This is a genomic window from Streptomyces roseochromogenus subsp. oscitans DS 12.976 (assembly GCF_000497445.1).
In the GTDB taxonomy this organism is placed as follows: Bacteria; Actinomycetota; Actinomycetes; order Streptomycetales; family Streptomycetaceae; genus Streptomyces; species Streptomyces oscitans.
In genome coordinates this window covers 6677134-6692254 of the sequence record NZ_CM002285.1, presented here as the reverse complement: position 1 = coordinate 6692254, position 15121 = coordinate 6677134, and the positions used below count along the sequence as shown (strand labels likewise).

12 protein-coding genes are annotated in these 15121 nt (G+C 72.3%); 9 read left to right on the top strand and 3 right to left on the bottom strand.

Features of this window, described 5'->3' with window-relative positions; genetic code table 11:
- Positions 1 to 12: 12 nt before the first annotated feature.
- Together M878_RS78700 and M878_RS92495 are read right to left on the bottom strand one after the other, a co-directional pair.
- Positions 13 to 216 (bottom strand): hypothetical protein, encoded by a 204-nt coding sequence (locus M878_RS78700; protein ID WP_023550979.1) that lies wholly within the window; start codon positions 214 to 216, stop codon positions 13 to 15.
- A 270-nt stretch (positions 217 to 486) separates the two neighbouring features.
- Entirely contained in the window at positions 487 to 3090 is a 2604-nt protein-coding gene (locus M878_RS92495) for a cyanobactin maturation protease PatG family protein (RefSeq protein ID WP_023550978.1), read from the bottom strand.
- 582 nt (positions 3091 to 3672) lie between these two features.
- On the opposite strand from M878_RS92495, the gene M878_RS97795 reads away from it, so the two are divergent.
- The 6 genes from M878_RS97795 (at position 3673) to M878_RS78665 (ending at position 9927) form a co-directional block, all read left to right on the top strand.
- A complete protein-coding gene (locus tag M878_RS97795; RefSeq protein ID WP_158692800.1) occupies positions 3673 to 4101 on the top strand; it encodes an AfsR/SARP family transcriptional regulator in 429 nt (142 codons plus the stop codon).
- Between the two features lie 268 nt (positions 4102 to 4369).
- The gene (locus M878_RS78685; protein ID WP_023550976.1) at positions 4370 to 6022 is read left to right on the top strand and encodes a M4 family metallopeptidase; all 1653 of its coding nucleotides are present in this window, start codon (positions 4370 to 4372) and stop codon (positions 6020 to 6022) included.
- A 164-nt stretch (positions 6023 to 6186) separates the two neighbouring features.
- Entirely contained in the window at positions 6187 to 6879 is a 693-nt protein-coding gene (locus tag M878_RS96750) for a hypothetical protein (RefSeq protein WP_023550975.1), read from the top strand.
- A complete protein-coding gene (locus tag M878_RS78675) occupies positions 6876 to 8273 on the top strand; it encodes a sensor histidine kinase (protein WP_023550974.1) in 1398 nt (465 codons plus the stop codon). Before M878_RS96750 ends, M878_RS78675 begins: the two co-directional genes overlap by 4 nt.
- 243 nt (positions 8274 to 8516) lie before the next feature.
- Positions 8517 to 9026, top strand: coding sequence for a hypothetical protein (locus M878_RS78670; protein ID WP_023550973.1), 510 nt, complete (start codon positions 8517 to 8519; stop codon positions 9024 to 9026).
- 253 nt (positions 9027 to 9279) lie between these two features.
- Entirely contained in the window at positions 9280 to 9927 is a 648-nt protein-coding gene (locus tag M878_RS78665; protein WP_023550972.1) for a class F sortase, read from the top strand.
- 6 nt (positions 9928 to 9933) lie between these two features.
- Here the strand turns inward: M878_RS78665 and M878_RS78660 are convergent, their stop codons facing one another.
- Positions 9934 to 10716 (bottom strand): sulfite exporter TauE/SafE family protein, encoded by a 783-nt coding sequence (locus M878_RS78660; protein ID WP_023550971.1) that lies wholly within the window; start codon positions 10714 to 10716, stop codon positions 9934 to 9936.
- A gap of 142 nt (positions 10717 to 10858) precedes the next feature.
- On the opposite strand from M878_RS78660, the gene M878_RS78655 reads away from it, so the two are divergent.
- From M878_RS78655 to nirD, 3 genes are read left to right on the top strand one after another with little or no spacing between them, the layout of a single operon-like run.
- The gene (locus tag M878_RS78655; protein ID WP_031226149.1) at positions 10859 to 12076 is read left to right on the top strand and encodes an NAD(P)/FAD-dependent oxidoreductase; all 1218 of its coding nucleotides are present in this window, start codon (positions 10859 to 10861) and stop codon (positions 12074 to 12076) included.
- Entirely contained in the window at positions 12076 to 14694 is a 2619-nt protein-coding gene (gene nirB / locus M878_RS78650; protein WP_023550969.1) for a nitrite reductase large subunit NirB, read from the top strand. Before M878_RS78655 ends, nirB begins: the two co-directional genes overlap by 1 nt.
- Entirely contained in the window at positions 14691 to 15041 is a 351-nt protein-coding gene (nirD, locus tag M878_RS78645; RefSeq protein ID WP_023550968.1) for a nitrite reductase small subunit NirD, read from the top strand. The genes nirB and nirD overlap by 4 nt, the downstream gene beginning before the upstream one ends.
- Positions 15042 to 15121: the final 80 nt, after the last annotated feature.

Here is a 15121-nt window from a genome sequence, read left to right as displayed (position 1 = left end):
GCGGTGGCGGTGTCAGAACGGCAGGACGTTGCCGACGACGTTGTCCGCCTGCTGGCCGAGCCAGCTCAGGAGTCCGTTCGGCTGGACGCCGTCGCCCCTGTCGTGGGCGTAGGCGGCAGCCCCGGCGGCGGTCCGGTCGACCGGGGGCGCCTGCTGCGGCATGCGCAGCGCGGCGGCCCTGAGCCCGTCCGCCTCTCGCGAGATGCGGTCCCTCATGGCCTTGCTCCTCTCTGTCTTCTTTCCTACCCGGATCGTTCAGACCCGGATGCCGTAGCGCGCGGAGTAACACATCTGCCGCGCTGTGCCGGACAGGTGCCCGCAGCGGTCACCCGCTGCCCGGGCCCCGCCGTCCGCTCCGGGGCCGGCGTGCCCCGGGAGTTCCATGGGCCCGTCCCTGAACACGGGCGGTGCGGGGATGGGCGGTCTGATCCGCGGTGGTCGGTGCGTACTGGACACTGTCGTCGCCTCCTAGGGGCGGGTAGGGCCTCACATGGCGCCCAGGAACTGGTGGACCGGTGCCACGCTGACCGGGGTCTCGATGCTGACGTCGATCGTCTGCAGGAAGGACAGCCGTGAACGCAGCTCGTTCTCCGGGTCGAAGAAGGTCGTCACGACGTCGTAGCAGACCGAACTCTCCCGGCAGTACGTGCTCTTGCTGACCGTGATGGTGTCCAGGGAGTAGAAGCGGTCCTCGTCGCCGGGGACGTACTTCGCACCCAGCAACCCGTCGGCGAAGGAGCTGGTGAGCAGGAACGCGTTGGTGCCGGCGTAGTTCAGGGCCCGGTCCGCGTCGGTCTGCCCGAGGTTGCGGAACTGGTAGTAGAGCTTGTCCAGCAGGGCGCGTACGGTCTTGCGGAGCGTGTCCTCGCTCAGGTCGACGTTGCGCCGCGCGTTGTCGGCCATCACGGTGGCGATGACGTCCTCGACCAGGGCCGCCTCATTCCAGGTGTAGAGTCCGCGGCTCTTCACCTCGACCACAGGCACGACCTGTCCGCTGAACAGGCGTGTGGTGCGGTCGGTCAGCACACCGGGGATGGACACGAGGGAGACGAAGTTCTTGTCCTCCGGCTTCAGCGCCTCGCCGACGATGGCGTCCCGGAACGTCCGGTAGACCGTGGAGACGGGCGGGCGCGCGAGTTCGACCAGCAGGTCCGCCAGGCCGGAGGGGTCCGAGGCCGCGCCGCGTACCCGCTCCTCGTCGAAGGTCTCGCCGTACTCCATGCCGATGGCCGGTTCGGCCTCCAGCGCGTAGACCGGTGCGCCGTCGACCATCAGGGTCCAGGCGAGGTTGTTCGCCGCCCAGGGGGCCGTGATCAGGTAGTCGCGCAGCTGGGCGGGGTCGTAGACGTCCGGCTGCTTGGTGCGCGGGCGTCCCTGGTCGTCCTGCCCGTCGTCGACGAAGGGCATCGCCTGACGGAAGCTGTCCCGACGGGCTTCGGTCGTGTAGTCGAATCCGACGGTGCCGATCGCGTAGACCAGCGCTGTGCCGGATGTACCGGTCGCGCAGGCGCACGCTGGGCGCACGCCGGGTGCGGGGTGGGGGCTCGCGGGCCCGGGCAGTTCGGGGGACGGCGGCTGGAGGGCTCCGCCCTCGGGCCCGCCCGGAAGGCCCGAGGGCTGGAGCCGGGCTTCGGGCTCGGACCGAAGATGAGCGGGCGGGACCGCACCGGCTGGTGCGGTGTCCGCCGGTACGACGCCGGGGGCCGGGGTCCGCGGTGTGTGTGCTGGGGGCTGTGCGGCGGCGGGTCCCACGCCGCCGTCTGCTTCCGAACAGCCCGGCCCCCCTCCGCATCCGCAGGCGCACGAGGCGAGAACGCCGGGGTCCCCGACGGGCCGGGGCGGAATGGCGGGCGGGGGCGGGGCGGCGGGAGAGGGCTGGGGCGGGGCGGCGGGAGAGGGCGGGGTCGTGCCGCCGTCGGGCGGCGGAAGGGTGTTCCCTGCCGCCTGCATCCCTCCGTCGGGCGGGGGAAGCGTGCTCGCTGCCGCCCGTATCCCTCCGTCGGCCGGCCAAGGCGTGCCCGCTGCCGCGTGCAGCCCTTCTCCCGGTACGGCACGGCTCATGCTCGCGGCACCGTGTGCTGCGTCCCAGTACTGGCGGTCACTGTCCATCTCGCTCGCTCCTTCTCCATCGGATCCATCGAACGCGCCCCCCTCATATGGCTGCGGTGCCACGGCAGCGGCGGCGGGCCGTGCCGTGGCGGGTTGCGGCTGTGCGGCCGCGATGAGCCGGAAGGCCCGTGGGGCGGACACCGTTCCGGCGAGGAAACGTCGGCAGTGCGGGGCGTCGTCGGGCCGGCACGCGGTGGCGGTGGCCGTGGCGAGGATCGCCTGGCCGGCCGCCCTGGGGTCCGGTGGCAGCCCCTGTCGCAGTTGGTCCGCGACCAGCAGCGCGGCGAGGCCGGACACGAGGGGCGTGGCGAAGCTGCTCCCGGTCAGGGCGCGGACGCCGCCGCCCGGGGCGGCGCCCCGGATGCCCTCGCCCGGCGCCAGCACCCCATTGACGCGATAGGCCGGCCCCCAGTTGTTGATCTCCAGGGGTGCGCCGTCGGCGCCCAACCCGCCCACTGCGAGGACCGATGCGGTGGCGGCGGGGGCCTGGAGGCAGTCGCAGCCGTCGTTGCCCACGGCGGCGACGACGAGGACGCGGTGGTCGTCGCACAGCTTCAGCGCCCGTTCCAGCATCGGGTCGGGCAGGCCGTCGGGGGTGCGTTCGCCTCCGCTGATGTTGATGATGTGCGCCCCGGCCTGGACCGCCTGCTCGATCGCGCGAGCGAGGTCCAGTTGGCGTACCCGGGTCCGGGTGTCGTCGGGGAACACCGGCAGCAGCAGACCGCGGCACCGGGGTACGACGCCCGTCACCGGGCCGGAGGGCTGCCCGAACAGCAGGCTCGTGACGTGGGTTCCGTGCAACGCCATCGGACCCGAGCCTGCCGGGTCCCGCACCAGGGTGGGCAGGACACGGACGTCGGCACCGGCGAAGCAGGGGTGGCCGAGGTCCACCGGACCGTCGAGCACCGCCACGCACACACGCGGATCACCCAGGAGGCCGCCGACGACGGCGGGGTCCCCGAGGATCGAACGCGCTTCCATCCCATAGCCCTTCGAACCGGGCCACCGCTCTGCTGCGGCGGCTGCTGGACCCAGCCTCGGAGGGGCATGTGGCGCAGGTGTCCCCGGAGCGCCGCGGCCCTGCTCCGCGGGCGTTGCCGATGCGTTCGCGGTGCGTTCTTTGCGCACGTCAGGGGCGTGCGGGGCGGGGTGAAACGATGGTGGCGCCAGCCGCGGCCGGATGCGGCCGGTCGACCCCATGAGCGGATGTGCAGATGCACGACGCATATGCCCGTTGCAAAGTGGTGAATGTGTCTTCTGGGAACAGTGGTGAATGTGTCTTCTGGGACTGGTCCAAACCTGCAACTACTTCAAGCTTTCGAGTTCGCCTGCGGCGAAGGACCGCGCCCGATTCCGCTCGGAACACAGCGCCTGCTGGCCCTACTTGCACTGAACCGCGAGGGGGTGTACCGAGCTGCGGCCGCCGGGGTGCTGTGGCCGGACTCGACCCCGTGCCGAGCGGCTGCGAATCTCCGCTCCGCCCTGTGCCAGGCACGGCGAGCGTCCTTCGTACCGGCGGTCGAGTGCATCGGGCAACGGTTGCGGCTGTCCGAGGCGGTCCTGGTGGACCTGCGCGCCGCGTGGGCGGCGGCTCGGCAGATCATCTCGGGTCTGAGCGAACTCCCCGATGACTTCGAGCCGTTGATCGAGGAACTGTCCAGGGAGCTGCTGCCCGGCTGGCCTGATGAATGGCTGACGACGGAGCGCGACCGCTGGAACCAGCTGCGCCAGCACGCCCTCGAAAGTCTGGCCCAGCAATTCCGCTCAGCGGGGCACTACTTACCCGCGCTCCAGACCGCGCTGGCAGCCATCGAGATCGACCCGATCCGCGAAACCGGCCACCGCATCGTGATCGACGTGCACGCCGCCGAAGGCAACCTCGCCTGCGCGGTCAAGCGCTACGAGGACTACCGGGCGCTGCTCCGCAGGGAACTGGGGGTCGCCCCGTCCGCACAGATGACGCAGCTCATCAGGGATCTCGTGTCGACCTAGCCGGCCCGCTCGCCCCCTCACCGCGCACCCCCCGGCCGCGGCGGCCCTGGCGCCCACCCCTCCTCAGAATTGTCATGAACACTACATTCACGTGAAGTGCGTCCGGTGCAGCGCCTCCCCCGCCCCCTCACACATCTCCATGAAGGGTCTATGGACATCAAATGTCATGACCTCTTAAATCTCTGCAGGCATCAGCCCCATTCCCCCTTCCCCACCCCCGTTCGGCGCCGCCCCCACGCCCCCGTTCGGCGCCACCCCGAGGAGACAGATGAGCCGGATACGGCCGCAGGTCCGAATATCCCGTCGTCTCAGCACCACCGCCGGCGTCGCCGTCACCACCGCGACCCTGCTGACCGCAGCCCTCTCCCCCGCCGCCCACGCGGACACGAGACCGTCCCGGGCCACCGCGATCGAGAACGCGGCGGCGGCACTCCTGGCCCATGCCGCGAGCCTGGGCCTGACCTCGGCCGAGAACACCAGCGTCCGCGACGTGATCGTGGACAAGGACGGCACCCAGCACGTCCGCTACGACCGCACCTACCACCAACTGCCAGTGCTGGGCGGTGACTTCGTGGTCCATCTGGCCCCGGACGGCGCCTACCGCAGCGCGGACCGGTCCACCCGGGCCCCGATATCCCTCGCCTCGATCGTCCCGAAGATCGCGAGCCCCGAGGCCGCCGGCCTCGCCGTGAACGCCCTGCGCGCCGCGAACCTCGGCACCGTGCTGAAGCAGGTCAAGGCCAAGCCCGAGCTGATCGTCGACGCCCTGCACGGCACCCCCAGGCTCGCCTGGCGCACCAATGCGGTCGGCCTGGACTCGCTCGGCAACCCGGTCGCCCGGACCGTGCTGACCGACGCCCGCACCGGCGCCCAGATCGACGCCTGGGACAGCATCGAGACCGCCGCCGGCGACGGCAAGTCGCTCTACAGCGGGACGGTGCCGCTTCAGACGACCCCGTCGGGATCGTCGTACCAGCTCAAAGACCCGACGCGCGGCAACACCTACACCGGGGACGCACAGGGCCAGACCGACGCGTGCATCCTGAGCATCTGCATCAGCCGGGCCCCCGCGGTGCTGTTCACGGACGCCGACAACCACTGGGGCAGCGGCACCACCGCCGACCGCGCCTCGGCCGCCGTCGACGCCCAGTACGGCACCGACGAGACCTGGGACTACTACAAGAACGTCCAGGGCCGCAACGGCATCGGCGGCGACGGCAAGGGCTCGTACAACCGCGTCCACTACGGCAGCAACTACAACAACGCCTTCTGGGACGACAGTTGCTTCTGCATGACGTACGGCGACGGTGACGGGACCACCTTCGGGCCGCTGGTCGCCCTCGACGTCGCCGGCCACGAGATGACCCACGGGGTGACGTCGAAGACCGCCGCGCTGACCTACTCCGGGGAGTCCGGCGGGCTCAACGAGGCGACCTCGGACGTCCTCGGCACGCTGGTCGAGTGGTACGCGAACAACCCCTCCGACCCCGGTGACTACCTGATCGGCGAGAAGATCGTGAAGCCCGGGTTCGGCCACACCGCCCTGCGCTACATGGACAAGCCGTCCAAGGACGGCAGCTCCGCGGACTACTGGAGTTCGTCGGTCGGGAATCTCGACGTCCACTACTCCTCCGGCGTCGCCAACCACTTCGCCTATCTGCTGGCGGAGGGCAGCGGCCCGAAGACGATCAACGGGGTCAGTTACGACTCCCCCACGTACAACGGCTCCACGATCACCGGCATCGGCCGGGACAAGCTCGGCAAGATCTGGTACCGGGCGCTGACGGTCTACATGACCTCCTCGACCAACTACAAGGGGGCCCGTACGGCGACCCTGAACGCCGCCAAGGACCTGTACGGCGCGGGCAGCACGGAGTACGACACGGTGGCGGCGGCCTGGAGCGCCGTCAATGTGAACTGAGGCCGCCTCCCTCTCCATCTCCATCTCCATGGCCGGTGCCGGTCCGGGCACCGGCCTGTTGGTCCCGGGACTTTGGTCCCGAAACACCCGGATCACCCGCCTTAACTGATCCTTGTTACACAATCTCCGGATTTCCGTGATGAAGCGGTGCAACGGTCGGAGGCATGAAGCCGTCCCTCCGCCTGCTGCTCCCCGGCTGCGCCGCGCTCGTCGCCGCCGGGGTCGCCACCGGGTGTGCCGCCACGAACGGGCTGGCCGCCGGGGAACCGGCACCCTCCGTGTCCGCGCAGCCACGCCCCGACGCGGTATGGCCGGCCTGGTCCGGTACGTCCGCCTCGGCGCCCGGCGCACAGGCCTCCACACATCAGCCGCCGCCCGAGCCTCTGAACGGGCTGCCCCGGATCGGCACGGACGGGCTGAAGGACCTGCGGGATCTGGACGTGCGGGCGGTGCTGCGCGCCGACCCGCGCACCCGGCCGTATGCCGACCGGCCGAGCACCGACAAGCCGGGCCCGGCCGGACTGCGCCCGCCGCGCTACGCCGACCTGTCCGGGGACGGGCAGCCCGAGCTGCTCGTCGCCGTGGACACCGAGAACGGCCGCAGCCTGCTCGCCGTGTTCGCCGCCCGCGCCGGCCGGGTGTACGAGGTGCTGCTCAGCGGGGGCCGGCAGATGACCGTGGAGACGGTGGGCCGGGACCTGGTGCTGCGCGGCCTGTGCGCGGACGGCGCCCAGCAGGCCGTGCGCTTCCACTGGAACGGTGTCCGTCTGGTGACGGTCAGCGACGAGAAGAAGTACGGGTCCGCCGGCGCGGAGCCGACGCCGTCCCCCGCACAGAGCAAGGGCGGCGCACGGTGACGGCGCTCGGCCAGGGTGTGCGCCGCCATGGCGGCCCGGGCCGTAGCGGGCCCCGCCGCCCCGGGCTGCCCCGGCTCACGCCGCGCCGACCCGGCCTCCCTCGGCTTCAACTCCGTCGGCTTCGGCTCCGTCGGCTCGGCCTGGACCCGATCGGGCTGCGCCGGCTCGGGCTGCGCGGCAAGATCGCCGTGCTCCTCGCCGTCGGCTGTGCGCTGGTCGCCGTCGCCATCGGGCTGCTCGTGCACCAGGCGCGGCTGGAGCAGGTCGCCGACGGGGCACGGGCACAGGCGCTGGCCCAGCTGGTCCGGGTCCGGCAGGTGTACGAACTCACCGGCCACGTCGACGAGGACGACGCCGAGGGCGCCCTCGACTCCTCCGCCGTACCGGAGCCGCTGCGGCATGCCGCGCTCGACGGGCGGCGCACGACCTACCTCGACCTGTCCTCGGACCACCCCGCGGTGTGGGCGGCGCGGCCGATCGGCGGTCATGTGCTGTCCGTGCGCAAGCCACTGGACGAAGAGGCCCGGGAGATGGCCGATTTCGACCGGCAGTTGATGGTGTCCGGTGCCGGAGTGGTGGCGCTCGCCGCGCTCGGCGGGGCCCTGCTGGCCGGCCGGCTCAGCCGTGAGCTGCGGACGGCGGCGGCGACCGCACGCCGGATCAGCAAGGGCGAGCTGGACGCCCGGATCGGCGGGCCGGGCACGGCCGGCGGCCGGGACGAGGTGGCCGAACTCGGCGCCGCCGTCGACACGATGGCGGCGACCCTGCAGAGCCGGCTGGAGGCCGAGCAGCGGTTCACCGCCGACGTCGCCCATGAACTGCGCACCCCGCTGACCGGCCTGCACACGGCGGCCGAACTGCTGCCGCCGGGTCGGCCGAGCGAGCTGGTCCGGGACCGGGTGCGGGCGCTGCGGACGCTCACCGAGGACCTGCTGGAGGTGGCCCGGCTGGACGCCGAGGCGGAGCGGCCGGACCTTCAGGTGCGCCCGCTGGGTCCCATGGTCGCCGGGATCGTGCGGCGGGCCGGCGAGGACGTGGGGCTCACCGGCGCCGGCGAGGAGACCCCCGTACGGACGGACGCGCGCCGGCTGGAGCGGGTGCTGGCCAACCTGATCAGCAACGCCCGGCGGCACGGCGGCGGCCGGGTCGAGGTGTCCGTGTCCGGGTGCGCCGTGACCGTACGGGACCACGGGGAGGGCTTCCCGGAGCGGCTGTTGCGGGAGGGGCCGCGGCGGTTCCTGACCGGGGCGGCCGAGCGCGGCCAGGGCACCGGGCTGGGACTGACCATCGCCCTCGGGCAGGCGCAGGTGATCGGGGCGCGGGTGCGGCTGCGGAACGCGCCGGACGGCGGAGCCGAGGCGGAGGTGCGGCTGCCGGCGGCGGCCGGGGACTGACGTACCCTCACCCGTTCAACGGCGGGCGTCGCTCCATTCGTGTGCTCTTCACACGGTCATCTCATCGTCCCTTTCCATACGTCTGTGACCTGCCGGAACTCGGCGGCGGCTACGCCGTGTGGGGCTGGTCTCGACACCCGTTCACCGCATTCCTGACGGGCCCTCAGGAAGCGGACCGGGGCGAAAGCCATTTACCTCGGAAGGGCAGAGGAGACACGAGTCGGACAAGCTCTGGGGAGCACCATGCGACGCACCGCCCGGCTGCTGACCGGTACCGCGCTCGTCGTGGCGGCCGCGGCACCCGCCTACGCCGGCAGCAGCACGAGCCTGGAGGTGTACCCCTCCAGTGTGGTGCCCGGAACCGAGGTCACGGTGAACACCGCCGCATGCGGCGACAAGGGCTCGGCGACCGGGGACGCGGGCGCGGTCGGCGCGGGTACGTTCACGCTGGCGCCCAGCGCGCACGAGGGCGAGGCGGTCGGCCAGTTCCAGGTGCCGGAGAGCGCGCAGCCGGGGACGTACGAGATCGTCGCCAAGTGCGCCGAGGGCAACCGGCAGGTGACGGGCGACCTGGTGGTGGCGTTGAGCCCGGCGCACGGGCAAACGCAGCCGCGGGGAAGCCTGAAGACGGGGGTCGGCGGCGCGCTCGGTCCCGACCCCGTGCAGACCGTGGTGGGTGTGGCGGCGCTGGCCGTCGCCGCCGCGGGCGGTACCTGGCTCCTGCATCGCCGGGCGAGAGGCGACAGGATCTGACGGACACCCTCCGCTGTCCGTCCGCCGGTACCGCAATCCCGCCCCCTCCGGGTCCGATGCCCCTCGCGGCCCGGAGGGGGAGGGGGTCCCAGGAGGCCCGCCTCCGGGACATCCGGGGGCAGCCCCCGGGACATTCGGGAGCCGCCTCCGGGACATTCCGGGGTTCATCCCCCGGAGCATCCGGGTCTGCCCCCGGAGGATTCGGGGTTGGCCTCCGGAAGATCGGGGGTCCGCCTCCGGGAGAGAGGTTCGCATGCGCAGGAGCGCGAGACGCGGCAGGAGCGCCAGACTCGGCGACACCGCGATAGCCGCGGTCACCGTCGTGGCCCTCGGTTCCGGGGTGTGGCTGCTCGACGGCGGTGCCGGGACGCACGAGCCGCCGCAGCCGGCCGCCGCCGAGGGCCGCCCCGATCCGGATGGCGCGCGCTTCACGGCCCCCGCCCTCGCCCCCTCCCCGCCCATCCGTATCCGCATCCCCGCGATCCGGGTGAACGCACCCCTGATGGGCCTGGCCCTCACCTCCTCCGGCAGCCTGGACGTGCCGCCCGCCCGGAACAAGAACCTGGCCGGCTGGTACGAGTCCGGCACCCTGCCCGGCGAGACGGGCACCGCGATCGTCGCCGGCCATGTCGACAACGTGGAGGGGCCGGCCGTCTTCTACAACCTCGGCGCGCTCAGGCGGGACGCCCGGATCGAGGTGGACCGCAGGGACGGCAGCGTGGCCGTGTTCACCGTGGACGCGGTGGAGGTGTACGCGGCGCGCGACTTCCCCGACGAGAAGGTGTACGGCGCCGCTTCCCGCCCCGAGCTGCGCGTCATCACCTGCGGCGGCGGCTACTCGAAGGCCACCGGCTACCAGGGCAACGTGGTGGTGTTCGCACATCTGACGGGCAGCCGCTGACGGCGGCTAGGCCACCCACTGCTGGTACGCCAGGTTCGTCACCAGCGCGAAGACGACCGTCAGCAGGACCACCCGGACGAAGCCGCTGCCCTGCTTGAGCGCGGTGCGGGCGCCGAGGGTGCCGCCGGCGAGGTTGAAGACGGCCAGCAGGGCCGCCAGTTTCCACAGGACCGTGCCCTGCCAGGCGAACATCGCGAGGGCGCCCGCGTTGGTACAGCAGTTGACGATCTTCGCGGTGGCGGAGGCGGTGACCAGGTCGAGGCGGAGCAGTGCGGTGAGCGCGAGGACCAGGAAGGTCCCGGTGCCGGGGCCGATCAGGCCGTCGTAGCAGCCGATGCCCAGCCCGGCCAGGCCGATCGCGGCGAGCCGCCGGCGGCGGGTGGCCGGGCCGGCCGCCGGGGCCGTGCCGAAGCCCGGGCGAAGGATCACGAAGGCGGCGACCCCGACCAGCACCACCATGATCACCGGCTTGAGGACGTCCGTGCTCATCCCGGCCGCGAAGAAGGCACCGGCAAAGGACCCGGCGAGCGCGGCGAGCCCGATGCGCACGGCCGTGCCGACGTCCACCGGCGCCTTGCGGACATAGGTGACGGCGGCGCCGCTGGTGCCGACGATGGCGACGGCCTTGTTGGTGCCGAGCGCCCACGCCGCCGGGGTGACCGACGGCAGTCCGAGCAGCAGGGCCGGCAGAAGCAGCAGCCCGCCCCCGCCGACCACCGCGTCGATCCACCCCGCCGCGAGGGAGGCCAGGCACAACAGGGCTACGACGGTCACGGGTATGTCGGGCATGATCGCGACCCTAACCTCACAGCCCTCCCGGGCGCGCCCACGGGACCCTCACACCCCCGGCCCGCCCCCGCTGAGGGCAGCGTTCCTCACGGGAAACAGACGTGATGCGACCGGGTAACGTCCACGACGCACGCTCAGGGGCATGACCTCGAATACGCGTGTGGTGGTGATCGGCGCCGGCCTCGCGGGCGTACGGCTCGCCCGGCGGCTCGGCGAGCTGGGCACGCCCGCGCTGCTCGTCGGCGAGGAGGAGCACCCGCCGTACAACCGGGTGCTGCTCGCCGAGGTGCTGGCCGGGCGGTACGCCCCGGAGGTGATCACCCTCCCGGAGCCGGGCGGCCTGCTGCGCACCCGGGTCACCGGAATCGACCGGGCCGCCCGCACCGTCGAGTGCGCCGACGGCACCTCGATCGCATACGACACGCTGGTCCTGGCCACCGGCTCCAACCCGGTGCTGCCGCCCCTGCGCGGGTTGTTCAATCCTGACCACCAACTCCCCGAGGGCGTCCACGCGTTCCGCACCATGGACGACTGCCTGGGCCTCGCCAAGGCGGTCCGGCCGGGGGTGCGCGCGGTCGTCGTCGGGGGCGGGCTGCTCGGTGTGTCCGCCGCCCGCGCGCTCGCCGTGCGCGGCGCGCAGGTGGTCCTCGCCCAGCAGGCCGAGCGGCTCATGGAACGCCAGCTCGACCCGGACGCCTCCCGGCTGGTGCTGCGGCACCTCACCGACCTGGGCGTCGAGGTGCACACCGAGTGCCGGGTGCGGGACGTGCGCTGTGTCGCGGGCGCGGTCCGCTCGGTGGAACTGGCCGACGGATACGCCCTGGACGCCGACCTCGTCGTACTCGCCTGCGGGGTACGCCCGCGCACCGGACTCGCCGAACAGGCCGGTCTCGCCGTCCACCACGGCATCCTCGTCGACGACGCACTGCGCACCTCCGACCCGCGCATCCACGCCGTCGGCGACTGCGTCCAGCACGACGGCACGGTCTACGGCCTGGCGGCACCCGCCCTCGAACAGGCCGAGGCACTGGCCGAGTTGCTGGCCGGAGACACCGAGGCGCGCTATCGCGGCACCCGTTCCCTGACCCGGCTGACCCTCACCGGCCCGGGCTCCCCCTTCGACCTGGCCGCCTTCGGCGAGACCGAGGCGCGCCCCGGCGACGACGTCGTACGGCTCGCCGACGCCACCCGCGGCACCTACCGCAAGGTCGTCGTCCGCGAGGACCGCCTGGTCGGCGGGGTGCTCGTCGGCGAACTCGGCACCGTCGGCGCGCTCGCCCGCGCCTGGGAGGGAGCAGAGCCGCTGCCCTCCGACGGCGGCCCGCTGCTCCACCTGCTCACTCACGATGGAGGCTCCTGATGACCACCGCCCCGGGGGCCACCCCCACGATCGTGCTCGTCGGCCATGGCATGGTCGGCCAGCGCTTCCTCGAAGCGCTCGCCGAGCGCGGCCTGACCGCCACGCACCGCGTGGTCGTCCTCTGCGAGGAGCCGCGTCCGGCGTACGACCGCGTCGCCCTCACCTCGTACTTCTCGGGCCGGACGCCCGAGGAACTCTCCCTGACGGACGGCGAGTTCATCGCCCTGCACGGCATCGAGCTGTATGTCGGCGACCCGGCGGTGACGATCGACCGCGAGGCGAGGAAGGTCACGGCCAGGTCGGGCCAGGTCTTCGAGTACGACGTCCTCGTCCTCGCCACCGGCTCGTACCCGTTCGTACCGCCGGTCCCGGGCAAGGACGCGGTCGGCTGCTTCGTGTACCGGACCATCGAGGACCTCCTCGCGATCGAGGAATACGCGAAGGCGAAGGCTTCCACCGGTGCCGTGGTCGGCGGCGGTCTGCTCGGCCTGGAGGCGGCCGGTGCGCTGAAGGGCCTCGGACTCACCTCCCACATCGTGGAGTTCGCGCCCCGGCTGATGCCCGTCCAGGTCGACGAGGGCGGTGGCGCGGCGCTCCTGCGCACCATCGAGGACATGGGCCTGACCGTCCACACGGGCGTCGGCACCCAGGAGATCGTCACCGACGACTCAGGCGCCGTCACCGGGATGAAGCTGTCCGACGGCTCCGAACTCGCCACGGACCTGGTGGTGTTCAGCGCCGGCGTCCGCCCCCGTGACCAGCTGGCCCGCGACTGCGGTCTGACGGTCGGCGAACGCGGTGGCATCACCGTGGACGAGCAGTGCCGTACCGTGTCCGACCCGCATGTCTTCGCTGTCGGCGAGTGCGCGCTGGCCTCCGACGGCCGGGTGTACGGCCTGGTGGCGCCCGGTTACGAGCAGGCGGAGACGGCGGCCGCGGCCATCGCCGCGGACGAGACCGACCAGTTGACGTTCACCGGTGCCGACCTGTCCACCAAGCTGAAGCTGCTCGGCGTCGACGTCGCCTCCTTCGGCGACGCGCACGGCACCACCGAGGACTGCCTGGACGTCGTCTACTCCGACTCCCGCGCCGGCCTGTACAAGAAGCTGGTCATCGGCCGTGACGGGACGCTGCTCGGCGGCATCCTGGTCGGCGACGCGGAGGCGTACGGCACCCTGCGCGCGCTGACCGGTTCGGTGCCCCCGGTCTCCCCCGAGTCCCTCGTCCTGCCCGCCGGAGCGGACTCGGGGGCCCAGCTCGGCCCGACGGCCCTCCCCGACGAGGCGGTCATCTGCTCCTGCCACAACGTCAGCAAGGGCACGATCCGCGGCGCGGTCACGGAGCACTCCTGCACGACCGTGCCCGAGGTGAAGAAGTGCACCAAGGCCGGTACGGGCTGCGGCAGTTGCGTCAAGGTGCTCGGCCAGCTCGTCAACGCCGAGCTGGAGGCGTCCGGCGTCGAGGTCGACAAGGGCCTGTGCGGCTGCTTCTCGCAGACCCGCGAGGAGCTGTACGAGATCGTCCTCGCCCTGCGCATCACCAGCCACCGGGACCTGCTCGACCGCTACGGCCGCGAGGACGCCCGGGGCGGCGAGGGCTGCGAGATCTGCAAGCCGGCCGTCGCCTCGATCATCGCCTCCCTCGCCCCGACGATCGGCGCGAGCGGCTATGTCCTGGACGGCGAGCAGGCGGCCCTGCAGGACACCAACGACCACTTCCTGGCCAACCTGCAGAAGAACGGATCGTACTCGGTCGTGCCGCGCATCCCGGGCGGCGAGATCGCGCCCGAGAAGCTGATCGTGATCGGCGAGATCGCCCGTGACTTCGGTCTCTACACGAAGATCACCGGCGGTCAGCGGATCGACATGTTCGGCGCGCGGGTCGAGCAACTGCCGCTGATCTGGGCCCGGTTGGTGGACGCCGGCTTCGAGTCGGGCCACGCGTACGGCAAGGCACTGCGCACGGTGAAGTCCTGTGTCGGCCAGACCTGGTGCCGCTACGGCGTCCAGGACTCCGTCCGCATGGCGATCGACCTGGAGCTGCGCTACCGGGGCCTGCGCTCCCCGCACAAGCTGAAGTCGGCGGTCTCCGGCTGCCAGCGCGAGTGCGCCGAGGCCCAGTCGAAGGACTTCGGCGTGATCGCCACCGCCAACGGCTGGAACCTGTACGTCGGCGGCAACGGCGGCGCCACCCCGCGTCACGCGGACCTGCTGGCCCAGGACCTGTCGGACGCCGAGCTGGTCCGCCTGATCGACCGTTTCCTGATGTTCTACATCCGCACGGCCGACCGCCTGGAGCGCACGAGCGTGTGGCTGGAGCGGATCCCGGGCGGCCTGGACCATGTACGGGACGTGGTGGTGCACGACTCGCTCGGCATCTGCGACGAGCTGGAGCAGCTGATGCGGGCGCATGTCGCCCACTATCGCGACGAGTGGGCGGAGACCGTCAACGACCCCGAGAAGCTGGCCCGGTTCGTGTCCTTCGTGAATGCCCCGGACACCCCGGACCCGGTCGTCGCCTTCGTCCCCGAGCGCGACCAGATCAAGCCCGACCTGCCGCTGCTGTCCATCGGCCTGCGGCCCGCCGACGACGTCCTGGAAGGAAGCGCCCAGCGATGACCCTGGCTCCCGAGACCACCGACCTGAAGGTCCAGCTCCGGCTTGCGGAGGGCTGGTTCACGGCCTGCGACCTGAGCGCGCTCACCCCCGGGCGCGGGGCGGCCGCCCTGCTGCCGGACGGCCGCCAGGTGGCCCTCTTCCGCGACCGCGCCGACCGCCTGTACGCCGTCGACAACCGCGACCCTTTCACGGGCGCGGCCGTCCTCTCCCGCGGCCTGACCGGCACCCACCAGGACCGCCCGTTCGTCGCCTCACCCCTGCTGAAGCAGCGCTTCGACCTGATCAGCGGCGAGTGCCTGGACGACGGGGCGGTACGGGTGGCCGCGTACGAGGTGCGGACGGCCTAGGTGTGCTGTTCGGCGGATCAGGTCGCGGGAAATCGACAACGCCACTGGGGGTGCCGCCACGCCCTCAAGGCAGTGGGGGA